This window comes from Micromonospora cathayae, assembly GCF_028993575.1.
GTDB classification, from domain to species: domain Bacteria; phylum Actinomycetota; class Actinomycetes; order Mycobacteriales; family Micromonosporaceae; genus Micromonospora; species Micromonospora cathayae.
Window position 1 is genome coordinate 1,807,741 of the sequence record NZ_CP118615.1, and the last position, 21,268, is coordinate 1,829,008.

General features: G+C 71.4%; 23 protein-coding genes, 1 tRNA gene and 1 pseudogene. 12 read left to right on the plus strand and 13 right to left on the minus strand.

The annotated features are described in order from the left end of the window. Positions 1–78 precede the first annotated feature (78 nt). Positions 79–152 (plus strand) — tRNA-Thr (locus PVK37_RS08420). A 342-nt stretch (positions 153–494) separates the two neighbouring features. On the opposite strand, the gene PVK37_RS08425 is transcribed toward PVK37_RS08420, so the two are convergent. From PVK37_RS08425 to PVK37_RS08450, 6 genes are all read right to left on the minus strand, one after another. Continuing rightward, positions 495–1,139 (minus strand): response regulator transcription factor, encoded by a 645-nt coding sequence (locus PVK37_RS08425; protein WP_275033224.1) that lies wholly within the window; start codon positions 1,137–1,139, stop codon positions 495–497. Next, a complete protein-coding gene (locus tag PVK37_RS08430; protein ID WP_275033225.1) occupies positions 1,127–2,482 on the minus strand; it encodes a sensor histidine kinase in 1,356 nt (451 codons plus the stop codon). The genes PVK37_RS08425 and PVK37_RS08430 overlap by 13 nt, the downstream gene beginning before the upstream one ends. Positions 2,483–2,740: 258 nt before the next feature. Beyond that, a complete protein-coding gene (locus PVK37_RS08435) occupies positions 2,741–3,670 on the minus strand; it encodes an alpha/beta fold hydrolase (RefSeq protein WP_275033227.1) in 930 nt (309 codons plus the stop codon). An 884-nt stretch (positions 3,671–4,554) separates the two neighbouring features. Then, entirely contained in the window at positions 4,555–5,025 is a 471-nt protein-coding gene (locus tag PVK37_RS08440) for a hypothetical protein (protein WP_275033228.1), read from the minus strand. Then, a complete protein-coding gene (locus PVK37_RS08445; protein WP_275033229.1) occupies positions 5,022–5,555 on the minus strand; it encodes an RNA polymerase sigma factor in 534 nt (177 codons plus the stop codon). Before PVK37_RS08445 ends, PVK37_RS08440 begins: the two co-directional genes overlap by 4 nt. 170 nt (positions 5,556–5,725) lie before the next feature. Next, complete coding sequence (locus tag PVK37_RS08450) at positions 5,726–6,370, minus strand: hypothetical protein (protein WP_275033231.1); 645 nt, start codon at positions 6,368–6,370, stop codon at positions 5,726–5,728. A gap of 280 nt (positions 6,371–6,650) precedes the next feature. Between PVK37_RS08450 and PVK37_RS08455 the strand changes: the two genes are divergently transcribed. After that, positions 6,651–6,878 carry a hypothetical protein gene (locus tag PVK37_RS08455; protein WP_275033232.1) on the plus strand — a complete coding sequence of 76 codons (228 nt, stop codon included), beginning with the start codon at positions 6,651–6,653 and terminating at the stop codon, positions 6,876–6,878. 98 nt (positions 6,879–6,976) lie between these two features. Here PVK37_RS08455 and PVK37_RS08460 read toward each other — a convergent pair whose 3' ends face one another. Continuing rightward, positions 6,977–7,912, minus strand: a complete 936-nt coding sequence (locus tag PVK37_RS08460; RefSeq protein ID WP_275033233.1) for an oxidoreductase — start codon at positions 7,910–7,912, stop codon at positions 6,977–6,979. 52 nt (positions 7,913–7,964) lie between these two features. Here PVK37_RS08460 and PVK37_RS08465 point away from each other — a divergent pair, with 52 nt between their 5' ends. Both PVK37_RS08465 and PVK37_RS08470 read left to right on the plus strand, forming a co-directional pair. Further along, complete coding sequence (locus PVK37_RS08465; RefSeq protein ID WP_275033235.1) at positions 7,965–8,294, plus strand: nucleoside triphosphate pyrophosphohydrolase family protein; 330 nt, start codon at positions 7,965–7,967, stop codon at positions 8,292–8,294. Between the two features lies 1 nt (position 8,295). Then, positions 8,296–8,979, plus strand: a complete 684-nt coding sequence (locus tag PVK37_RS08470) for a GNAT family N-acetyltransferase (RefSeq protein ID WP_275033238.1) — start codon at positions 8,296–8,298, stop codon at positions 8,977–8,979. 156 nt (positions 8,980–9,135) lie between these two features. On the opposite strand, the pseudogene PVK37_RS08475 reads toward PVK37_RS08470, so the two are convergent. Then, positions 9,136–9,840 (minus strand): annotated as a pseudogene (locus PVK37_RS08475) (class I SAM-dependent methyltransferase); the annotation flags it as partial. Beyond that, on the minus strand, positions 9,782–10,000 hold the full coding sequence (locus tag PVK37_RS08480; protein ID WP_275033240.1) for a winged helix-turn-helix domain-containing protein: 219 nt from the start codon (positions 9,998–10,000) through the stop codon (positions 9,782–9,784). The gene PVK37_RS08480 and the pseudogene PVK37_RS08475, both read right to left, overlap by 59 nt. Positions 10,001–10,423: 423 nt before the next feature. Between PVK37_RS08480 and PVK37_RS08485 the strand changes: the two genes are divergently transcribed. The 6 genes from PVK37_RS08485 (at position 10,424) to PVK37_RS08510 (ending at position 13,991) form a co-directional block, all read left to right on the plus strand. Next, positions 10,424–10,726 (plus strand): hypothetical protein, encoded by a 303-nt coding sequence (locus PVK37_RS08485; protein ID WP_275033242.1) that lies wholly within the window; start codon positions 10,424–10,426, stop codon positions 10,724–10,726. Next, entirely contained in the window at positions 10,720–11,007 is a 288-nt protein-coding gene (locus PVK37_RS08490; RefSeq protein ID WP_275033244.1) for a hypothetical protein, read from the plus strand. Before PVK37_RS08485 ends, PVK37_RS08490 begins: the two co-directional genes overlap by 7 nt. 89 nt (positions 11,008–11,096) lie before the next feature. Further along, positions 11,097–11,408 carry a hypothetical protein gene (locus tag PVK37_RS08495; RefSeq protein WP_275033246.1) on the plus strand — a complete coding sequence of 104 codons (312 nt, stop codon included), beginning with the start codon at positions 11,097–11,099 and terminating at the stop codon, positions 11,406–11,408. A gap of 386 nt (positions 11,409–11,794) precedes the next feature. Then, on the plus strand, positions 11,795–12,301 hold the full coding sequence (locus PVK37_RS08500; RefSeq protein WP_275033247.1) for a DUF2231 domain-containing protein: 507 nt from the start codon (positions 11,795–11,797) through the stop codon (positions 12,299–12,301). Next, positions 12,298–12,876, plus strand: a complete 579-nt coding sequence (locus tag PVK37_RS08505) for an Hsp20/alpha crystallin family protein (protein WP_275033248.1) — start codon at positions 12,298–12,300, stop codon at positions 12,874–12,876. Before PVK37_RS08500 ends, PVK37_RS08505 begins: the two co-directional genes overlap by 4 nt. A 5-nt stretch (positions 12,877–12,881) precedes the next feature. Next, positions 12,882–13,991, plus strand: coding sequence for a glycosyltransferase family 9 protein (locus PVK37_RS08510; protein WP_275033249.1), 1,110 nt, complete (start codon positions 12,882–12,884; stop codon positions 13,989–13,991). On the opposite strand, the gene PVK37_RS08515 is transcribed toward PVK37_RS08510, so the two are convergent. Then, positions 13,978–14,838 carry a glycosyltransferase family 2 protein gene (locus PVK37_RS08515; RefSeq protein ID WP_275033250.1) on the minus strand — a complete coding sequence of 287 codons (861 nt, stop codon included), beginning with the start codon at positions 14,836–14,838 and terminating at the stop codon, positions 13,978–13,980. The two genes, PVK37_RS08510 and PVK37_RS08515, sit on opposite strands and share 14 nt — an antisense overlap. Continuing rightward, positions 14,835–16,805: a D-glycero-beta-D-manno-heptose 1-phosphate adenylyltransferase gene (gene rfaE2, locus PVK37_RS08520; RefSeq protein WP_275033251.1), complete on the minus strand. Its 1,971-nt coding sequence runs from the start codon at positions 16,803–16,805 to the stop codon at positions 14,835–14,837. The genes PVK37_RS08515 and rfaE2 overlap by 4 nt, the downstream gene beginning before the upstream one ends. A gap of 161 nt (positions 16,806–16,966) precedes the next feature. Here rfaE2 and PVK37_RS08525 point away from each other — a divergent pair, with 161 nt between their 5' ends. Beyond that, the gene (locus PVK37_RS08525) at positions 16,967–17,509 is read left to right on the plus strand and encodes a type 1 glutamine amidotransferase domain-containing protein (protein ID WP_275033252.1); all 543 of its coding nucleotides are present in this window, start codon (positions 16,967–16,969) and stop codon (positions 17,507–17,509) included. A 13-nt stretch (positions 17,510–17,522) separates the two neighbouring features. Here PVK37_RS08525 and PVK37_RS08530 read toward each other — a convergent pair whose 3' ends face one another. Next, complete coding sequence (locus PVK37_RS08530) at positions 17,523–18,869, minus strand: MFS transporter (RefSeq protein ID WP_275033253.1); 1,347 nt, start codon at positions 18,867–18,869, stop codon at positions 17,523–17,525. Between the two features lie 72 nt (positions 18,870–18,941). After that, entirely contained in the window at positions 18,942–19,433 is a 492-nt protein-coding gene (locus tag PVK37_RS08535) for an NUDIX domain-containing protein (protein WP_275033254.1), read from the minus strand. A 56-nt stretch (positions 19,434–19,489) separates the two neighbouring features. Between PVK37_RS08535 and PVK37_RS08540 the strand changes: the two genes are divergently transcribed. Further along, positions 19,490–21,133: a fatty acid--CoA ligase gene (locus PVK37_RS08540; RefSeq protein WP_275033255.1), complete on the plus strand. Its 1,644-nt coding sequence runs from the start codon at positions 19,490–19,492 to the stop codon at positions 21,131–21,133. Positions 21,134–21,268 lie beyond the last annotated feature (135 nt).

Below are 21,268 nucleotides of genomic sequence, written 5' to 3' on the forward strand. Positions count from 1 at the left end.
CGTCGGTCCGGGCAGACCTGGCAGCGGGGGATCCCGCGAGACCGGCTGGGGTGGTGTGCCGTACACTTGTTGATCGTTGCCGCCTTAGCTCAGTCGGCTAGAGCGACGCACTCGTAATGCGTAGGTCGACGGTTCGATTCCGTCAGGCGGCTCAGAAGGATGCCCTGGCCAGCGGAGACGCTGGTCAGGGCATCGTTTGTATCGATGAGGATTTGAGTCACCCCCCGAAAACCGCAGCTCCGTCCGTACTCCGAGCAGCGCTGGGTCCGGCGATGTTGCCGGATTCCTCGTGCGATTCTCGACCGTGGTGACGCCGATGTCCCCGGGGGACGAGGCGAGCGTGCGGCGGCAGATCCGGCGGACGTTCGACACTGGGGCGACCGACTTCGTGGCGGTGCTGATGGGTTCGGACGAGGAGCGGGCCCAGGCCGCAATGCCCAGGCCTGACCGAAGATGCCATGCCTAGATCAGGTGGCCGGTTTGAACTCCGCTTCTCAGCCCTGCAGGTAGGCCAGGACCGCCAGGATCCGGCGGTTGTCGTCCTCGGAGGGCTTGAGACCGAGCTTGGCGAAGATGCTGTTGCTGTGTTTGCTGACAGTCTTCTCGGTGACGAACATCCGGGCGGCGATCGCAGCGTTCGACCGGCCCTGGGCCATCAGAGCGAGGACCTCATGCTCGCGTGGGCTCAGGCCCAGGAGCTTAGGGTCGGCGGAGCGGCGGGTGAGCAGTGCACTCACCACGTCGGGGTCCATAACGGTGCTGCCGGCAGCGACCTGCCGGACACTGGCGACGAATTGGTCGACGTCCGTAACCCTGTCCTTCAACAGGTAGCCCACCGCGCCCGCCCGATCCGACATCAGCTCTCTGGCGTAGATCTGCTCGACATACTGCGAGAGCACCATGATGGGCAGGCCTGGAATCTGCCGGCGGGCTTCTATGGCGGAACGCAGTCCCTCGTCGGTGAAGGTCGGCGGCAACCGCACGTCGACGATGGCGACGTCGGGACGGTGCGTCATCAGCGACCGGATCAGCGCGGCCCCGTTGTCAACGGCCTCCACAACCTCGAACCCATTGGCCTGCAGAATCCTGATCAGGCCCTCGCGGAGCAGGGCGAGGTCCTCGGCTATCACGATACGCACGGCAGCGACATCCTCACCTCGGTAGGTCCGCCCGGCGGACTGTCAACGGCCAGCGTGCCGTCGAAGGCCGCCAGCCGACGCTGGATGCCACGCAGGCCGGTGCCGGAATCGATCGAAGCACCCCCACGGCCGTCGTCGGACACCAGCATCGTCAACTCTCCTGCGGCGCCGTCCCGATGGGGTGCGAGCTCCACAGTGATCCGGATCTGCCGGGCCTGGGCGTGCTTGATCGCGTTCGACAATGCCTCGGCGACGGCGAAGTAGGCCGCGGACTCGATCGGGGCCGGCAGCCGTCCGGGTAGGCGGGTCACCACCGTGGTCGGGATCGGATTGACCAGGGCCAGGGCCTTGAGGGCGCCCTCCAGGCCACGGTCGGCCAGTACCGGCGGATGGATGCCTCGTACCAGGTCGCGCAGCTCGGTCAGGGCGCTGGAGGTCGACTCGCGGGCCTCAGCCAGCAGCTGCTGGGCTGCCTGCGGATCCTTGGGCAGTAACTGTTCGGCCAAGCCCAGGCTCATACCCAGCGACACCAGCCGGGCCTGCGCGCCGTCGTGCAGGTCGCGTTCGATTCGGCGCAGCTCGCCGGCCTGGGTGTCGGCGGTCTCGGCTCGCGAGGTCGCCAACTGTTGAACGCGTGCCCGCAGGCGCGCCTGCTCGGTGGGGCCGAGCAGAGCGCGGATCACCCGAGCGTTGAGGTTCGCCAGGCGTGCCGCAGTGGTGTACCAGAGCAGAAGGAAAACCGGACCGAGCGGTACCAGCGCGAAAGACTGCGCGACGCTGTGCAGCCGGAAGGCCTCCCCCATCGGGGTGCGGAACACCTGAGGAGGCGTCAGTTGATAGATGAGCGGATAGGTCAGGTAGACGACTCCGAAGGCGAAGAACAGCAGCGACAGTCCGCTACTCAACCATATGGTGATCGAGTTGACCACCAACCAGATCCAGTCCCGCCACGTCGCCGGGTCGCGCAGGATCGTCCAGAGCCGCGCCAGCCACCCGGCGTCCGGCGTCGGCTGATAGGGGTGGGCGGGCACCGGTACGCCGAGCCGGTCGGCGGCCCACTGGCGGTGCAGGTCGGCAAGCCAGCGCACCAGTGCGGTGGTGAGCAGAATCAAGGGGATTCCGACGCCGAGAGCGGCGATTGACACCGAGGTGATCCAGACCGTGGCCAGCACGGCACCCAGGACCGAACCTGTCAGCAGCACCAGCGACCAGCCCAACAGGCTCATCCGCAAGGCCAGCGCGGAGCGCGGAGTTGGACCGCTGCGTGCGACGGGACCAGGCCCGGAGCGCTCCCGCGAGGGCGAGGAGCCGCCGGGAAGTGTGGTTCCGCTGAAATCGGTCATCTCACTCCCTCGTCGCGCATCGTGCCGAATCGACGGGACTGGCGGTCGGGCCATATCGGCCCCGGGCGATCCGCAATTTCCGCAGTGGGGTTTCCTTCACTCCCTGCGGGGCCAGCACCCAGGTTGTCCGTTCTCGGCAATGGAAGCCGGCGCACACCTTACCCGCCGCGCAAGCAGTGTCGGCCCGCCCCCGGAATCTCTGCCGCCACCTCGCCGTCATCGAGATCGGGGCCCCTGCCACCCGCTGGCACGATGCCGTTACTTGACGGTGGCGGTCATCTGTGCGATTTCGTTGAGCACCAGGACGGGCTTGTCCTGGGGAACGTCGTGCGAGCTGCCCTTGGCGGCGACGAGGGTGCGGTCGGGCCCCGCCTTGACGAACGCGGCGGCCGCGTCGCGCCAGGCCTGAGCGTCCTGCGGAGATCCGTCGAAGGGTGTCTTGTCCGACACGACATAGATGACGGGGACGCTGTCGGGCCAGGAGACCTTGTGGTACGCCTGGTGCGTGGGACCGAAGTTGTCGGCCGTGGCAATGAGCTGGCGGTTCGCCTTCGTCGACGGCGCCTTCTTGAGCTCTTCGATCTGCGGCGCGGTCAGCGTGACAATTCGTTGGATCTGGGTGTCGGTGAAGAATTGCGGCACGTTGGCATCGATCAGCACCGCCCCGGAGACAACGCCGGGGTTCGCGAGGACGAAGTAGTGGGCCACCTCCCCTGCCTGCGAGTGGCCCGCGAGGACCACGTTCTGGGTGACGCCGAGTTCACGCAGACCGGCCTGCAGGTCGGAGGCGGCGGCCTGGGGGTCCCACGGGCCCTGCACCTCCTCGCTGGCGCCCATACCGGCCCGGTCGTAGGTGATGATCTGCGATCCGGTGGCCTGCGACAGCTGCGGCACCAGGGCATCCCAGTACGAGGAGTCCTCGCCGCCGCCGGCGTCCAGCACGATGGTGGGAGAACCTCCGGGCGTGACGTGGAAGGCAAGCTGATGCCCGTTGTTGGCGATCATATGCAAGCCCGCTGCGGGCGCCGCGCTTACCGAGGTCGAGGGAACCGCGGCTTCCGGACTGGCCGCGGGCGCGGCCTGCGGCTCCGTCGAGTCATCACATGCGGCGAGTGCCCCTATCACGGCGACGGGAAGGACGAGGGCCAGGGCAGCCCGATGGAACCGGGAGATTTTCTGTGTGGTCATGGAAATGAGCGTCCACGGTTTCTGGATCTTGTGCGAGCCTGCTAGCCCCCAGTCGGGTTGGGAGTTATCTCTACCCTTCCCGAAGGCGAGTCAGAACCCGTCAGGTACTGCTGGACGCGCATCTCTCCAGTATCCGTCCGGGTAGCGGGGCGCTCGAGCTGCCGCTCCAGCCACGCCAGGTGCGCCCGCGAAGGATCTCGGGATCAGCGAGTCCTGCCCGCGCAACTGGCTGGCCAAAGCTGATACTGACGACCCCGGTGGTGGCATGGGCCAGCCGACCAGCACAGAAGAAGGAGCTGCGCCGCCGTCATCGTCAGCTTGAGGTGGGAACGAGTTCCTCAAGCGGGCGGCTGCGTATTTCTCCCGGAAGAACGTTCTCCCGATGTAGCATTCCGGCCGGTTGCAGAACTCGCTGACGACGGCATCGACGTTGCCGGTCTGCTGCCGGGTGTTGAAGCGCAGACAGCACCCGTCACTCTGCTGCACCCACGCCAGAACTGGGGACGCTGATCCAGCGCTTTCGCTGCAGCCTCGGATCTGCGACGTGCCAGGCACGCCAGGCGTTGGCGAAGTCGCGGGGATGCCCGAGAGCGCCTGGTAGGGCCCGCGAAGGTCCCGGTAAGGGCCAGCGGCGCCCCCGTCACCCCCCGAAAATCCTTGGCGAGGGCCGACTGTCAGTAACGAACGTTGGCAAGCTGACGATGGTGTCTATACAGGTCAGCAATGGTTTTTGACGATCAATGACAAGTCAGGGAGCTTGACGTTCGGTAGGCGTAGGTCGACGGTTCGATTCCGTCAGGCGGCTCAGGGAAAAGCCCTGGCCAGCATCAGTGCTGGCCAGGGCTCATCTTTGTTGATGGGGATATGAATCGCCCTCCGACTGCTCAACCGTGCTGGCGTTCGAGTTCGTGCCGGCGGGCGAGCAGTGCGCTGCGGTAGGCCCGGGCCCGGGCGAGCAGCACGCTCGCCACGACGGTCAGGGCCACGCCGAGACCGCCGACGGCGAGGACGCCTGCGGGGCCGGCACGCATGACGGCGACCGTCACCATGCCGACTGTCATCAGGGCGCTGAAGGCGACCGCGAGCCAGGCGGCGATCACCCGGTCGACAGCGAACAGTGGGCGGCGGGCCAGTGCCCAGCCCGCGAACCCGGCCCACGCCGTCCCGATACCGATCATCGCGAGGAACGCGATCCTGGTCCGTAGCGGCAACCCGCCGGGTTCGGTGGCCAGCAGGAGGCCGATGGTCACGGCCGCCGCCAGGCCACCGAGCCCAGCCACGAGGAGGCCGACGCGTCGTGGCAGCGACAGCCCGCGCACGATGTCGTCAGGGCCGTACGCGGGTCCCTCGGTCATCCTGAATATCCCTTCTCGATCATGTGGTCACGCAGCATCCGGCGCGCGCGGAACAGCCGGGACTTCACCGTCCCCTCCGGGATCGCCAACACCTGCGCACACTCCTCCAACGTCAGGTCGTAGAGATAGAACAAGATCAGCACCTCTCGTTCGCAGACCGGCAACCCGGCCAGGCTTTCGATGACCTGCGCCTGGTCCAGCACCGCGGCGACGTCGTCGTCCCCCGCCGGCTCACCGTCCAGCGGATCGGCCTGGCGGTACCTGTCCCGCAGGTGATTCATCACCGAACGCCGAGCGATCGTGAACAGCCAGGGCGCGAACCGTTCCGGCTCCTTGAGGGCCGGCAGCGCCTTCAGCGCCCCGGCCCACACCTCCTGGCTCACATCGTCGGCCAGGTCGGCCCGGTCGAGCATGCGCCGCACGTAGCGCCACACCGGTTCGTGCCAGTACCCGACCAGTTCGGCCAGCGACCGTCGGTCTCCCAGTTGCGCCCGCACCACCAGCAGCGCGTCGCGTCTGACCCGGTCCACATCGTCTCCCGCCCGTATCGCCTGTCACGCCCCTACAGTCGCGCGGCAGGCCGCCGAGGTTCACGACGTCCGTTCATCGACGTTGCTCTCGTCAGGCTCGGGTGGGTCACGCGGTGGGCGGCATGCAGAAGACCAGGTCAGATGGTTTCGGCTTTGCGGTTAGGGTGCGGTCAGCCGGGACCGTCGAGCCAGTACCAGCCGTCGCCGAGGGACCACCGCACCCGGCAGGGGGCGGCGAAGCAGTCGAACGTCGTGCCGATCGCCGCGCCGGTGAGATGGGCGTATCCGGACGCGCCGTCGGGACTACCGATCCGTACCGGGAGGAACGGGGCTGTCGGTCCGGCGTCGGCACCGGTGTCGAGCCGGACCGCCCGTCCACCGGCGGACAGGTGTTGCAGGTCGTCGGGGAGGAGTTGCCCGTAGCGGTCGTCGTACCTGGCGGTGATCTTGTCGTCGAGCGCGGCGGCCGCGGCGAAGTCGGCCCGGTGCAGGCGGTAGAAGTGGTGCACGTAGAGCGACGTCCAGTCGACGGCCACGATCACCGCCGGGGCCAGCACACCCGGTACGAGCACCAGCGCGGCCCGACGCGGGCCGCCGGCGCGCCACGTCAGCAGCACGGCGAGCGCGGTGACGGTGATCGCGGCCAGCCATCCCGCCAGGTGAACGAGCGTCCCGAGCAGCCAGAGGTTGGCGATCCGTAGACCGAACAGGTGCAGCCCGGCGGCGAGCAGCCACACCGCACCCACGGCCGGCAACCAGAGGACCAGGCTCCGGGAGCGTCGGCGCGGTTGGGGTGGGGAGTCTGCTGTGACCATCGGCCCATTCTCGGCAGGCCGGGCAAGCCGGGCCGCCGTCGAGGATGCGTCCGTGCGGCAGACGTGAATCGTCAACATCGAAAAATAGACGTACGCAAGTGGATCTGAAACGATTTCGAGAGACAGGAAGGCTCTCGTCGATCAGTTGGAGGAATCGGTGCTGCGTCGTGTAATGGCCGTTCTTGCGTTGGCGTTTCCCCTGATCATCGGTCCCGCCGCAATTCCCGCGAATGCGGATGCGGCGTCGTACGGAAACCGGATCAACGGGGAGTCCGCGCCCGTGGTGCTCAGCCTCGACGGCACCTGGTCCTGCTCGGTGCCGAGCGGCTACGTCTGGGACTGGGTGCAGAACACCAGCGCCTGCGGGGCGTCGCCGTACCAGTACCGGCTGCGGACCCCGGTCAACGGCCTGTGGGCCTGCACCATCCCGTTCGGATGGACGTACGACTCGATCAGGTCCACGACCCTGTGCGGATCGAGCCCCTACCAGTACCGCCTCCTGGGGTGAACGGTTCCGACTCCTGACGGGCGCACCGGCAGCACCGTCGGTCGGCCGTGACACCAGGACGAACGGAAACCCGGGCCACCCGGCCCGGGTTTCTCCGTTCACCGGGGTCCGCCACCGTCGTCTCCGCAGGTGACGCCGAGGTGCGCCGCGTCGAGCCGGGCGAGTTCGTCCGGCGTGAGCTCCAGTGCGCCGGCGGCGACATTCTCGACCAGGTGGTCGGGGTCGCCGGTGCCCGGGATCACCAGCAGGTGCGGTCCGCGGAGCAGCGCCCAGGCCAGCCGGACCTGGGCGACGGTCGCCCGACGGGCCCGCGCGACGGCCCGTACGGCCTCGGGCTCGTCGTCACCGGCGCCCGCCTCCCGTCGTCCACCGGCGATGCTGAAGAACGGTACGAAGGCGATGCCCTGTGCGCCGCAGGCGCGCACGAACTCGTCCTGCTGCGGTCGGTGACCCAGGCCGTAGGAGTTCTGTACGCACACCACGGGGGCGATGGCCTGCGCCTCGACCAGCTGTTGCGGGCGGACGTTGGACAGGCCGAGGTGCCGGATCAGGCCGCCGTCGCGCAGCGCGGCCAGGGCACCGAAGTGCTCGGCGATCGGGCCGGGCCCGGACACCCGCAGGTTCACCACGTCGAGATGGTCGCGGCCGAGCTGGCGCAGGTTCTCCTCGACGTCGCCCCGCAACTGTTCCGGGGTTGCCGGCGGCAGCCACCCGCCGGAGGAGTCCCGGCGCGGCCCGACCTTCGTGGCGATGACCAGGTCGTCCGGGTACGGGGACAACGCCTGGTTGATCAGCTCGTTTGCCGCGCGCAGCCGCGAGAAGTAGAAGGCCGCCGTGTCGACGTGGTTCACGCCCAGTTCGACCGCCCGACGTAGCACCTCGATCGCCTGGTGCCGGTCCCGTGGCGGGGCGTCGGAGGCGAACGCCGGACCCGTCTGGGGCAGCCGCATGCTGCCGAACCCGACCCGGTTGACGGCCAGCCCTCCGAGCCGCCACGTCCCCGCCGCTGCCGCAGTGATCGCGCCCGAAGTCATGACGGTGAGTCTGGCACGCGTTCGGGTGCCCTCTCGTCGTTACGCTAACCGGATGGATCTGCGCCAGTTGACCGATGAGGTCGAGGCGGTGTCGCGTGCCTACGCCCGGCGGCACGGGATAACCCAGGATGCGACCTGGTTCCTGCTCAAGCTCCAGGAGGAGGTGGGCGAGCTGACCCAGGCGTACCTGATGCGGACCGGCCAGGCCCGGACCAAGGAACTCACCGCCGGGGAGATCGACGAGGGTTTCCGGGCCGAACTGGCCGACGTCTTGTGCCAGGTGCTGCTGCTGGCCCGCCACCACGAGGTCGACCTGCCCACCGAGGTCGCACGGAAGTGGCTGCGCTGGAAACCGGCCGTCGATCGGTGGACCGGGGACTGACGTGCTCGTCGATCACTGGCCCCTGCTGGGGCTGCGGGTGACCACCGCCCGGCTGGAGCTTCGCCTGCCCACCGAGGCCGAACTCGCGGCGCTGGCGGACGTGGCGGCCCGGGGCGTACACCCACCGGACCAGCGTCCGTTCCTGGTGCCGTGGACCGAGGGCACCCCCGCCGAACGGTCCCGCATCCTGATCCAGAAGCACTGGCGGCGTAGGGGTGCGTGGACGCCGCAGTCCTGGGTGCTCGACCTGGTGGTCTTCGTCGACGGCCGGCCGGTCGGCGTGCAGGAGATGCACGGGCAGGACTTCGCGGTCCGCCGCGAGGTCGGTACCGGTTCCTGGCTGGGCCTGGCGTACCAGGGGCGGGGGATCGGCACCGAGATGCGGGCCGCCGCGCTGCACCTGGCCTTCGCCGGGCTCGGGGCCGCGCACGCCACCACCGCGTCGTTCGCGGACAACCCCGCGCCGCTCGCGGTTTCCCGCAGGCTCGGGTACCGACCGGACGGGATCAGCCGGGACGTCCGCGACGGTCAGGTGCTGGTCAGCCAACGACTGCGGCTGACCAGGGCGGACTGGGAGCGGGTCGGGCGTCCGCTGGTGCCGGTCACGGTGACCGGGTTGGAGCCCTGCCGGGACATGTTCGGGGTCGATGGATTCCGCACTGACAGTGATGTTCGGCCCGAGTAGCCTGCCGTCGAGCTGTGGGGCGGTGGCGCGGGCGAGCACGATCAGCTCGCCGTCCGCCGCGCCCACGGCCTCCCGCCGCCACCCCCCGTACAGGTGCTGAACGGCGAAGCCGTGCGCGGCGAGCGAGGCACGGATGGTGGCCTGGTCCCGGAACCGCAGGGTTTCGGTGTGCCGCAGTTCCTGGTCGGGCAGCCGGTAGTGGTGGGTGAAGGTGACCAGCTCGCCGGCGACGTCGATGACCTCGGTGACCTCGGTCCAGGCGTCCACCGGGCGGCCGTCCGGCAGGCGCAGGTTCCGTCGTGAGTCGACCGGGTTCCACCGTTCCCAGCTCCGGGCCGTCGGGTCGCGCGTGTCGAAAACCAGCCGCCCACCCGGTACGAGCGCCCGGCGCAGGTCGGCGAGGACGGCGTTCCACTCCTGGTCGGTGCGGAAGACCTGGGTCACGTGGCTGGTCAGCACGGCCACCTCGAACGCCTGATCCGACAGCACCGCCGAGGTGCCCTCGATCCAGGTCACCCGCTCCGCGCCCGGCTTCGCGCGGGCGGCGTCGAGCGCGGCCCGGTCCGGGTCGACCCCGGTCACCCGGTGCCCGGCGGCGGCCAGGGCCACCGTCAGCCGGCCCGTCCCGCACCCCAGGTCGAGCACCCGGGCGTCCGGGGTCTCCCCGGCCACCCCGAGGAAGAACGCGTCGTCCGCTCCCCACCCGTTCTCCGCGTCGTAGAGCGCGACCCGCAGGGCGGATCGTGGTGGGAAAGGGCCCTCAGAGGGGCCAGAAGCCACCACGATCACCTCGCCGTCCGGCTCACCGTTCGGCGACGAAGACGCCCCGGCCGGGCCGACCGACCAGAACGCCCTGTTCACGCAATTTGGCCACCGCCCTGTGGATGGTCGAGTGGGACAGGTCGTAGTGGTCGGAGAGTTCGCGGGTGGACGGAATCTGAGAGCCCGGCGAGAACTCCCCGCTCTCGATGCGCTTCACGAGATCAGCGAGCAACTCGTCCATGGTGGGAGGAATCGGCACGTGGAGGCCCCTTGCAGTCGGTTGGCGCTCCCAGTATCGATCACCGTTTCGTGACCGGGCAACGACTGTGGGCAGACGAAGATCAGCACGTGTAGACAGATTAGCTAGGGAAGACAGCGTTGACAGAGGTTGTAGCGCTCGGTAGCGTCTTGACTGCGATGCGGCACCGGCGGTCGGTTGGCACCTCTCGTACGGACGGCATCGATGCTTCAACACACCTGCCCTGAGGTGGGTGGTCGGCTGCTTCCCCCGGCCGGCTGCCCGTTCCCCGGTTCCCGGGGCGGCCCTGTCGTCGTCCGCCGGTCGTGGCTGCGCAGGACAGGGCGGGGGTGTCCCGGCCGGACCCGAACCAGCAGGGGCACCCCCACATCTAGGAAACACCACTTCGGCGAACATCACCTGACTTCTGGAAGGCGGTCACCCGTGCGCGCGCTCCTGCGCCGGCTCTCCTCCCGGGGCCGGCACCGTCCACGTCCCCCGTCCACCCACGACAACCGGCACCCGCCGCTCTCGCCGGAACGCATCCGGGAACGGCGCTTCACCCTGCGCCGCCGGGGAGCCGACCCGGCCGAGATCACCTTGTTCCTCGCCCGGGTCGCCGACGAACTGGCCGTCGCCCAGACCGCCCTGACCGCCGTACGTGAGGAGAACGCCCGGATCAAGCACGCCCTGCGTACCTGGCAGTCCGCTCAGCGGCCGAATCACCGTGAGCTGGCCCGATGGTGACCGCGCCCCGGAACCGGTGGGTCATCCACCTGCCGGTACTGGTACCCGACCTCAACCGGGCGCGGATCTTCGCCCGCACCGCCGTCCGGGCGCTCGCCCTGGTCACGACCTGTGTGGACGCCGGTGAGGTGACCGTGTCCGAGGAGGACGCGCAGGGCGTACGGCACCGGGTGTTCTGTGACCGGCTGCTGCCCGCCGGCGGCCGGTGTGCCCTGCCCACCGAGCACAGCGCGCCCTGCACCGCCCGGCGGCGACGTCCCAACCCCTCCCGGTACCGCTGAAAAGATCCGGGCCGGCGCATCCAGGGCGTCCGGACCGGACGAAGAGGAGGCAGGACCGTCCCTGGAGCTGTCACAGAGAGGGAACCAGCATGAAGAAGAAGATGATGACCGTCGGTGGCCTCGCCGCCGCTGGCCTCGCCGCGAGCCTCGCCGTCGCCGCGCCGGCCTCGGCCGCCGGACCCGCCAACCCGGGAGCCGCCTGCGTGCAGGCCGGCCTCGGCACCCTCAAGAGCCTCGGCCTGCTCGAAGCCGCCGCGCAGAAGCAGGTCGACTACGCCACGCTGGCCGACCCGGTGAACGGGCCGATCTTCGCGGACCTGCCGGCCGGCTCGTACCTCTCCCTCGGTGCGGTCGTGAAGCTGCACACCACCAACCCCGAGCTGTTCGCCTGGTGCCGGTGACGACCGGCCCGGCCGGTCCCACCTCCGGCCGGCACTGACGGACACTCGGGTGGACACGGCCCCGGCTCCGACCTCCCGCGCGGTCGGGCCGGGGCCGTGCTCCGCGTTCGTGATCTCCATCGTCACGTTGTCCCTCCCCGTGCGTTGACCCGGATGACAGCGCCCACGCCGGGAAGCCGGTGGGCCGCCCCCACCAGCCCGGGGCGGCGGCCAGGGCGAGGTTCGTGCGCGAGGTGCGCGGGTACCGCCCCAGGCGGTGCCCGTCGCCGCGTGCCGGTGGTGCGCGCCGCCGCCACGTACCGGCGGGGCCTGTCGCTGCGACCGTGCCCGGTGGGTGTCCCCCGCCGCGTACGGTCCGTCCGATCCGACGATCCCGGGAGGCCAAGATGGAGAGCCGACTGAAGGTGCTGGGGCACCCCGTACACCCGATGCTGGTGATGTTCCCGTTCGGCCTGCTGGTGACCGCGGTCTTCTTCGACGTGGTCGACACGCTCGGCGGCCCCGCCGTCCTCGGCGAGGTGGCGTACTGGAACATCAGCGTGGCCCTGGTGATGGGGGTGCTGGCCGCCGCCGCGGGGGCCTTCGACCTGCTCGCCATCCCGACCGGTACCCGGGCCAAGCGGGTGGCGCTCACCCACGCCGCCGCCAACCTGGCGGTGATCCTGCTCTTCGCCGCCGTCTGGGTGGTCCGGTTCAACGCGGACTCGCGGGCGGCCGGAGGCGCGCTCATCGCGATCGAGGTGGTCGCTCTGGCCCTGCTGGGCATCAGCGGCTGGCTCGGCGGGGAACTCGTCGACCGGCTCGGCGTCGGGGTCGACCGGGAGGCCGACCTGAATGCGCCCAGCTCGCTGCGCCCCTCGGCGACCGCGCACCGGGTCGGGGAGGCACGGTGAGCGAGCCGCACGGCGACGGCTCGGGCCGGGGCTGGCGCGGCCGGCAGCCGGGGGGCTGGGACCCGATGGGCGAGTTGCAGTCGCTGCGCGCCGAGCTGAGCCGGCTGGTCGGCGGCCGGTCCGGCCCGCCCGAGGTGGAGCTGACCGAGACCGCCGACGGGTGGGAGGTCGTCGTCCGGCTGCCCGGGGTGGCCCCGGAGGAGGTGGCCGTCGAACTCGACGACCGGGAACTCTGCGTGCGGGCCCGGTCGGAAGCCGAGGTCAACGCCGACCACGGCATCCCCGGCGGGCTGGAGACCCGGGGCTTCGAGTACCGGATCGACCTGCCGTCCCGGGTGGAACCGGACGCGATCGACGCGGTGATGGACCACGGTCTGCTCCGGGTCCGGCTGCCCCGGGCGGCCCGACCCGCGCCGCGCACCATCACCATCGGCCAGCTGCGCTCCACCAACGGCAGCCGGGGCCACCGGGGCTCCGCCGCGTCGGCCGACCGGGGTACGCCCGGCCTGGTCGACCGGGCCGCCGAGCGGGAGCTGCACCACCCGGACGCCACCGACGAGATCGACCGGCCGTAGCGGAAATGGTCGCCCCGGCCCTCCTCGAACCGGTCGCCGACCGGGTACCGGACGTCGAGCGGATCGCCGTGCTGCGGGCCAACGCGCTCGGCGACTTCGTCTTCGTCCTGCCCGCCCTGGACGCGCTGCGGGCCGCGTACCCGGAGGCGGAGCTGGTGCTGCTCGGCGCGCCCTGGCACGCGGAGCTGTTGCGCGACCGGCCCGGCCCGGTGGACCGGGTGCTGGTGGTGCCCCCGGCCCCGGGCATCCGGGACCCGGTACGGGGCGAGCCGGCGTCGGAGCCGGCCCGCTTCCTGGCCGCCGCCCGGGCGGAACGCTTCGACCTGGCGCTGCAACTGCACGGCGGGGGCGGCAACTCGAACCCGCTCGTCAACGGGCTCGGGGCGCGGCTCACCGCCGGGCTGCGGGCCGAGGACGCGCCCCCGCTGGACCGCTGGATCCGGTACGTCTACTACCAGAACGAGGTGCTGCGCTACCTGGAGGTCGTCGGGCTGGTGGGCGCGCCCGCCACCACCGTCGTACCGCGCTTCCCGGTCACCGACGCCGACCGGGCCGAGGCGCGGCGGGTGCTCGGCGACCCGGACCGGCCGAGGGTCGCGCTGCACCCCGGCGCGACCGACACCCGGCGACGCTGGCCGGCCGGCCGGTTCGCCGAGGTGGCCCGGGAACTCGTCGCCGACGGGTACGAGGTGCTGGTCACCGGCACCCCCGCCGAACAGGAACTGGTCGACCGGGTGGTCGCCGCCGCCAAGGTGCCGGTACGCCCCCAGGTCGGCACGCTCGACCTCGGCGCGCTGGCCGCCTGCTACGCCGGCTGCGCCCTGGTGATCTCCAACGACACCGGCCCGCTGCACCTGGCGGCGGCGGTGGGCGCGGCGACGATCGGGGTGTACTGGGTCGGCAACCTGATCAACTCGGGGCACCTGCTGCGTGGCCGGCACCGCCCGATCATGTCCTGGACGGTGCACTGCCCGGTCTGCGGCGTCGACTGCACCCGGGGCGTGTACCCGGCCCGACCCGGCGACGGCGAGTGCCCGCACCGGGACTCCTTCGTCACCGACGTACCCACCGTGGAGGTCGTCGAGACAGCCCGCGAACTGCTCAGAGCCGGGTGACGACCACCTGCCACGCCTCGACGTCCCGTTCGGTCACGGTGGTCGGTGACTCCAGGTGGTACGCCCCGCTGGGCACGATGCCGGCCCCGCCGTACCGGGCGAGCACGGCGAGCTGGGCGGCCACGTCCTCGCCCTGGTGCCGTTCGTGCAGCAGCCGCCAGAAGTCGAAGCCGCCCGCCGCGACCAGCGCGGCCCGGTCGTAGAGCACGCAGCCACCGATCCAGGAGACCCGGTACGCCCGCCAGGCCCCCGGCGGCAGGTCCAGCTGCTCGGTCACGTGCAGCAGGTTCGCCGCGGAGTGGATCGACGCCCGCTGCCACTCGGGGGTGTCGGGGCGTACGGTCTCGGGGACCGGCCGGCCGGTCCACTCCCGGTAGTGCCGGTGGGTCTCCGGGCGCACGTCGTCGGCGTAGGACAGCCCGTGCACCGCGTTGCCGACGAACCCGCAGCCCAGCTCGCCGATCGCGGTGACCAGCCGGCGCAGGGTGCCCGGTTCCAGCCAGACGTCGTCGTCGAGGCAGAGCACGTACCGGGCGGTCGAGCGGTCCAGCAGGTACGCCCGGTGCTCGGCCAGCCCGCGTCTCGGCAGCCGCCGGGTCAGCAGCACCGGACAGCCCCGGTGCCGCAGCGCCCGGACCATGGTGGCGGCGGCCGGATGCCGCCAGCCCGGCTCGCCGTCGGACTGGTCGCTGACCACCACCCCGAACCCGGGTACGCCCTCCTGGGCGGCCAGCCCGGAGAGGGTGACCGCCAGTTCGGTGGGCCGGTTGCGGGTGGGGATCAGCACGTCCAGCGTCCGCTCCCGGCGGAACGCGTCCGGCGTACCGGGGTCGAGCGGGCGATTCACGGTGTCCGGCCGGTCAGCGTGCCCCGGTCGCCGTTCCCGTTCGGGTAGGGCTCCCGGTCGCCGTTGCCGTTCGGGTAGGGCTCCCGGTCGCCGTTCCCGTTCGGGGCGGGCTCCCCGGTGGACACCTGCTGGGCGCGGATCCGCTCGATGATCGCCGAGGTGGACCGGTCGGGGACGTACCCGAGGGTGCGTACCTGCCCGCCGAGGCGACGGACCAGTGGTGCCTCGGGCACCATCTCGGGCGGGTAGTCGCCGCCCTTGACGTACACGTCCGGGCGGACCGTCTCGATCAGCACGGCCGGGGAGTCCTCCTCGAAGACCACCACGTGGTCCACACAGGAGAGCGCGGCGAGCAGCGCGCTGCGGTCCTCGACCGGGTTGACCGGCCGGTCCGGGCCCTTGAGCCGGCGTACGCTGTCGTCCGAGTTGACCGCGACGATCAGCAGGTCACCCAGTTCGGCGGCCTGTTGCAGGTAGCGCACGTGCCCGGGGTGCAGCACGTCGAAGCAGCCGTTGGTGAAGACCACCGAGCGGCCCGCATCGCGGTGTTCCGCCACGATGGCCGCCAGGTCGTCGGGGGTTACCACCACCGTACGCCCGGCCCCGGCGGCGTCGACGCCGAGCGCGGCGAGCAGGTCCTGCCGGCGGCACACGCAGGTGCCGGTGTCCGAGACGGTGATGGTCGCGGCGAGCTGGGCCAGTTGGGCGGCGGTCGGCAGTGGCGCTTCGGCGGCCAGCGCCAGGGTCATCGCGGCCAGGTAGGCGTCGCCGGCCCCCACCGCGTGGCTGGCCGGGACCGGGGTGGCGCGGCTGCGCCGGGACTCGCCCTCGGCCCCGCCGACGACCGCGCCCTCGGTGTCCAGGGTGACCGCCACCACGTCGGCTCCGGTGTGTTCGCGCAGTTCGGCGAGGCGGGCCTGGGCGAGCAGGACCCGGTCGGTGCTGGTCTGCTCCGCGTCGTCCGGGGCGGACGGACCGTTCGGGCCGGCGGCCCGGTGGGGTCCGCCGCCGTTGGCGGTCCGGGGTCCGTCCGTCGCGGCGATGGTCACGCCGGTACCGGTGATGCTGAGGCCGTCCCCGGTCAGCGACATCCGCTCCTCGCCGGGGGTCGGCTCGCCGGTCGGGCCGGTGGCGGGCGGCACGTCCGCGTGCGTCCGTTCGCCGCCCCGGGCCGTCCGGGCCGCGCCCGGGGCGGTGCCGACGACGAGTTCGGACGGGCCGTCCGGCGGGTCGGGATGAAGAGCGACGTCCGCCGCACCGGCCGGGTGCGCGGCGGCGGCGTTGGCGCGGGCGAGCAGCCGGGTGGCCTCGGCGAAGCTGGGGGTCACCACGGTCGGGGCGAGCCCCCGCCAGTCGGCCAGGTCGTGCGCGTCCAGGGCCACGGTGGCGAAGCGGTGCCGGTTCGCGACCAGCCAGGCGCGGATCGGCGCGGAGAGCGCCCCGAGGCCGTAGTCGCAGACCACCAGGGTCGGTACGCTCCCGCCGCTGGCGGCCCGCAGTTCCTCGATCGCGCACTCCACCGCCGTGATCAACCGGGCCACCCCGTCGTCGGTCAGCACGTCGTCGGGCTCGCCGGAGTCCTCGCGCAGCAGGATCTGGTTGCCGGCGAGCATCCGGCGTTTGACCGGGGTGTGCCGGCCGGGCTGGTTGACCGTCCGGTCCCAGACGCCGGCCCGGTCCAGGCAGTCGTGTAGTTCGTCCCCGGCCACGTCCGCGCCGACCGGCGCGACCAGCGCGGCCAGGCCACCGAGGGCGGCCAGGTTGACCGCCGTGTTCGCCGCGCCGCCGGCGGCGGAGATGCGCCGTCGGAGGGTGAGCACCGGGGCGGGCGCCTCCCGGCAGAGCCGGTCGGAGTCGGCGAACCGCCACTCGTCGAGCATGGCGTCACCGATGACCAGGACGGGTCGGGCCCGCCAGCTCTCCACGACGGTGGCGAGCCTGCGCTGTTCCGCTGCTGCTCCTGCCATACCCTGCGGGATCCCCGCACCTCCCCAGGTCAAACCCGGTCCCCGGTCCGCCGCCGGCAGTGGCGGACCGCACGCCGTGTTTCGTCCCTTCCGCCCCGGGAACCCCAACCAGGAACAGGAGAAGCGGAGTCACCGAGGACGAGACGGAAGGAGACTGGCTGATGGCAGGGCGAGTACTGGAGGGCAAGCGGGTCGCGTTCCTCGCCACCGACGGCGTGGAGGAGGTGGAGTACGTCCAGCCGCGCGAGGCGGTGGAGAAGGCCGGGGCGCGGACCGAGCTGGTCTCGCTGAAGGCCGGGAAGGTCACGGCGTTCAACCACCTCGACCCGTCGACGTCGTACGACGTGGACGTGCCGGTCGCGCAGGCGGACGCCGGGGCGTACGACGCGTTGGTGCTGCCCGGTGGGGTGGCGAACCCGGACTTCCTGCGCACCGACCCGGACGCGGTCCGGTTCGTCCGGAGTTTCCAGGAGCAGGGCAAGCCGATCGGGGTGATCTGCCACGGTCCGTGGACGTTGATCGAGGCGGACGTGGTGCGGGGCCGGCGGATGACGAGCTGGCCGAGCCTGCGTACCGACCTGACGAACGCCGGGGCGGACTGGGTGGACGAGGAGTGCGTGGTCGACGGCAACCTGGTGAGCAGCCGGAAGCCGGACGACCTGCCGGCGTTCTGCGCCGCGATCGTCGAGCGGTTCGCGAGGTAGTGCTCCCCGTACCTCAGGCGGGGGCGCGGTCGGCACCTCCGGTGGGGGCGCGGTCGGCACCTCCGGTGGGGGCGCGGTCGGCGGCGGAGGCCGCCCAGGCCGCGTCCTCCGCCTGTTTGCGGGCCAGCCCGCTCCGGCCGTCGTACCGGACGAAGGCGGGCAGCAGGGCGGCGAGCGCGACGGTGCCGACCACGCAGAGCACCCCGCCGGAGACGATGGAGCCGTTGACGCCGATCCACCGGGCGGCCAACCCGGAGCGGAGCTGACCGAGCAGCGGGCCGGTGGAGTAGGACAGCATCTCGATGCCGGCGAGCCGGCCGCGCAGGTGGTCGGGGATGGTCTGGTTCCAGATGATCATGCGGAACAGGCCGGAGACCATGTCCGCCGCGCCGGCCAGGGCCAGGAAGAGCAGCACCAGCCACAGCGAGTCGACCAGGCCGACGACGAGGATCGCCAGCCCCCAGGCCCCGGCGGCGAGGACGACCATCAGGCCGTGCCGGTGCACCCGGGCGGTCCAGCCGGAGCCGAGCGTGGCGACCATCGAGCCGACCGCCGGGGCGGCGTAGAGCAGCCCGAGCACCGACGGCCCACCCAGCTTCTCGGCCATGAACGGGTAGAGCGCCTGCGGCATGCCGAAGAACATCGCGTTGATGTCCACCAGGTAGGTGCCGAGCAGTTCGGGGCGGCTGCGGGCGTACCGCAGGCCGGTGACCACCGAGCGCAGCGACGGCCGGTCGGCGGCCGGGGGCGGCGGCACCGCGCGGACCAGGGCCAGGCAGACCAGCGAGACCGCGAAGGTGGCCAGGTCGAAGGCGTACACCCAGGCCAGGTCGACGGTGGCGATCAGGATGCCGGCCAGGCCGGGACCACCGAGTTGGGCGAGCTGCATGCGCAGCGAGTTCAGCGCGCTGGCCGCCGGGATCTGGTCCGGCGCGACGATGCGCGGGGTCAGCCCCTCCATGGCCGGTCGTTGCAGCCCGTCCAGGGCGGCGGTCAGCGCGGCCACCAGGTAGAGCAGCCAGAGCTGCGGCTGGTGGCCGAGCGAGTTGACCAGCAGTACCCCGCAGAGCACCGTGAAGCCGATCTCGCCGCCGAGGACCAGCAGCCGGCGGTCCAGGTAGTCGGCGAGCGCGCCGCCGACGAACGCCATCACCAGCAGCGGTACGAGTTCACAGACGCCGATCAGCCCGACCAGCAGTGGGTCCCCGGTGAGCTGGTACACCTGGTACGGCAGGGTGACGTAGGTGATGAACGACCCGAAGCTGGAGATGCCGGCCGCGCTGAAGACCAGCCGGTAGTCCCGGGAGGTGCGTAGCGGCGTCAGGTCGATCGCCGCACGGCGGAGCAGGCTGATCAGCACGTACCGGAATGCTCGTCGGCCCGGCCGGCGCTGTCCAGGGATTTTCCTCAGGTGAGGCTTACCTAACTCCGACTATTTGAGGATCAGCCGGTTGGTCTGGTCGAACACCGCCAGGTCGGCGAGGGTCTCGGGGACCGACCCGGAGAGCGGGGCCGGGAACCCGTCCGGGTGGAACCAGCCGGCGTCGGTGGTCTCGTCGGTGACCCGGGCCAGCTCGCCGTCCCACTCGTCGACCCGGAACGCGGCGGTGAAGACCTGGTACGTGTGGCCGTACATGTTGGTGTGGATCCGGTCCGGTCCGGTGTAGAGGGCGAACGCGGAGACCCGCAGCGCCCGCAGCCCGGTCTCCTCGCGGACCTCGCGGACGGCACAGTCGGCGATCGACTCGCCCAGCTCCATCGCGCCGGCCGGCAGCGACCAGTGGCCGTTGTCGGAGCGCTGGATCAGCAGCACCCTACCGGCCTGGTCGGACAGCACGGCCCGTGCGCCGACGAACATCAGGGTGCGGTCGCCGGCCAGCGCGCGTAGCTGCCCGACGTACGACTCGGCCCAGGAGACGCTCACCCGGCCCAATGTACGGGGGTTCCCAACCTGTTATCCGCGACACTAGTTTGTTACTCATGCGTAGCACGATGATGGATCTTCCGCTCCAGGTCGCTCGCATCCTCGAACACGGGTCCACCGTGCACGGCACGGCCGAGGTGGTCACCTGGACCGGCGCGGAACCCCGCCGGATGTCGTACGCCGAGGTGGGCCGGGCCGCGGCCCGGCTGGCCCACGCGTTGCGCGACGAGTGCGGGGTGACCGGCGACGAACGGGTCGCCACCTTCATGTGGAACAACAACGAGCACCTGGTGGCGTACTTCGCGGTGCCCAGCATGGGCGCGGTACTGCACACCCTGAACATCCGGCTCTTCCCGGAGCAGGTCACCTACATCGCCAACCACGCCGAGGACCGGGTGGTGCTGGTCGACGGCACGCTGATCCCGCTGCTGGCCAGGGTGATCGGGGAGATGACCACGGTCCGGCACGTGGTGGTGGTCGGCGAGGGGGACCCGGCGGCGCTGCTGGCGGCGGCCGGCGACCGGATCGCCGTACACCACTGGGACGCCCTGCTGGCCGACCGGCCGGACACCTTCGACTGGCCGGAGCTGGACGAACGCGACGCCGCCGCGCTCTGCTACACGTCGGGGACCACCGGCCACCCGAAGGGTGTCGCCTACTCGCACCGCTCGATCTACCTGCACTCGCTCCAGATCTGCCTGCCGGAGGGCTTCGGGCTCGGCCCGCACGACCGGGAGCTGGCCATCGTGCCGATGTTCCACGCGATGTCCTGGGGGCTGCCGTACGCGGCGTTCCTCTCCGGGGCCTCGCTGGTGATGCCGGACCGCTTCCTCCAGGCCGCGCCGATCGCCGAGATGATCGCCGCCGAGCGGCCGACCCTGGCCGGCGCGGTGCCGACCATCTGGCTCGACCTGCTGGCGTACCTGGACACCCACCAGGTGGACGTCTCCTCGCTGCGGGAGGTGATCGTCGGCGGGTCGGCCTGCCCGCCGGTGCTGATGCACGAGTTCGAGCGGTACGGCATCGACGTGATCCACGCCTGGGGGATGACCGAGATGTCTCCGCTCGGCTCGGTGGCCCGACCGCCGGCCGGGGCGACCGGCGCGGAAGCCTGGCGCTACCGCTACACCCAGGGGCGGGTGCCGGCCGGGGTGGCCGCCCGGATCGTCGGCCCGGCCGGCGAACCGTTGCCGGCCGACGGCGTTTCGGTGGGCGAGCTGGAGGTACGCGGCCCCTGGGTGACTGCCCGTTACGTCGGCGAGACCACCCCTACGGACGAGAAGTTCCGCGACGGATGGCTCCGCACCGGTGACGTCGGTACGCTCTCCGCGGACGGTTTCATCACCCTCACCGACCGGGCCAAGGACGTGATCAAGTCCGGTGGTGAGTGGATCTCCTCGGTGGAGCTGGAGAACGCGCTGATGGCTCATCCCGCCGTGACGGAGGCGTGTGTGGTCGGGGTGCCGGACGACCGGTGGGGCGAGCGGCCACTCGCCACGGTGGTGCTCTCGCCGGGGGCCTCGGTCACGCCGGAGGAGTTGCGGGAGTTCCTCGCCGGTACGGTGGCGCGCTGGCAACTGCCCGAACGCTGGGCGTTCGTCGACGCGGTACCGAAGACCAGCGTGGGCAAGCTCGACAAGAAGGTGGTCCGCTCGCGGTACGCCGAGGGCGGGCTCCGGGTGCACGAAGTGGCGGTGTAACAGTCTCGGGCGTCTCGACGCCTGAAGGGGAGGGGCGATACTCCTAACTCTCCCTCCCCAGGAGCGGCCCCGGCGTTCGCACCGCGCCGGGGCCGCCCGCTCTTGCGGGTCGTGCCCGCACCTGCATTGTTGCGA

Excerpts from the sequence above, each read along its gene's own strand:
- PVK37_RS08495 (WP_275033246.1), top strand. The coding sequence starts at position 11,097 with ATGAAGAAGAAGATGATGACCGTCGGTGGCCTCGCCGCCGCTGGCCTC.
- PVK37_RS08430 (WP_275033225.1), bottom strand. The coding sequence starts at position 2,482 with ATGACCGATTTCAGCGGAACCACACTTCCCGGCGGCTCCTCGCCCTCG.
- rfaE2 (WP_275033251.1), bottom strand. The coding sequence starts at position 16,805 with ATGGCAGGAGCAGCAGCGGAACAGCGCAGGCTCGCCACCGTCGTGGAG.
- PVK37_RS08525 (WP_275033252.1), top strand. The coding sequence starts at position 16,967 with ATGGCAGGGCGAGTACTGGAGGGCAAGCGGGTCGCGTTCCTCGCCACC.
- PVK37_RS08465 (WP_275033235.1), top strand. The coding sequence starts at position 7,965 with ATGGATCTGCGCCAGTTGACCGATGAGGTCGAGGCGGTGTCGCGTGCC.
- PVK37_RS08460 (WP_275033233.1), bottom strand. The coding sequence starts at position 7,912 with ATGACTTCGGGCGCGATCACTGCGGCAGCGGCGGGGACGTGGCGGCTC.
- PVK37_RS08490 (WP_275033244.1), top strand. The coding sequence starts at position 10,720 with ATGGTGACCGCGCCCCGGAACCGGTGGGTCATCCACCTGCCGGTACTG.
- PVK37_RS08500 (WP_275033247.1), top strand. The coding sequence starts at position 11,795 with ATGGAGAGCCGACTGAAGGTGCTGGGGCACCCCGTACACCCGATGCTG.
- PVK37_RS08450 (WP_275033231.1), bottom strand. The coding sequence starts at position 6,370 with ATGGTCACAGCAGACTCCCCACCCCAACCGCGCCGACGCTCCCGGAGC.
- PVK37_RS08510 (WP_275033249.1), top strand. The coding sequence starts at position 12,882 with ATGGTCGCCCCGGCCCTCCTCGAACCGGTCGCCGACCGGGTACCGGAC.
- PVK37_RS08440 (WP_275033228.1), bottom strand. The coding sequence starts at position 5,025 with ATGACCGAGGGACCCGCGTACGGCCCTGACGACATCGTGCGCGGGCTG.
- PVK37_RS08435 (WP_275033227.1), bottom strand. The coding sequence starts at position 3,670 with ATGACCACACAGAAAATCTCCCGGTTCCATCGGGCTGCCCTGGCCCTC.
- PVK37_RS08540 (WP_275033255.1), top strand. The coding sequence starts at position 19,490 with ATGCGTAGCACGATGATGGATCTTCCGCTCCAGGTCGCTCGCATCCTC.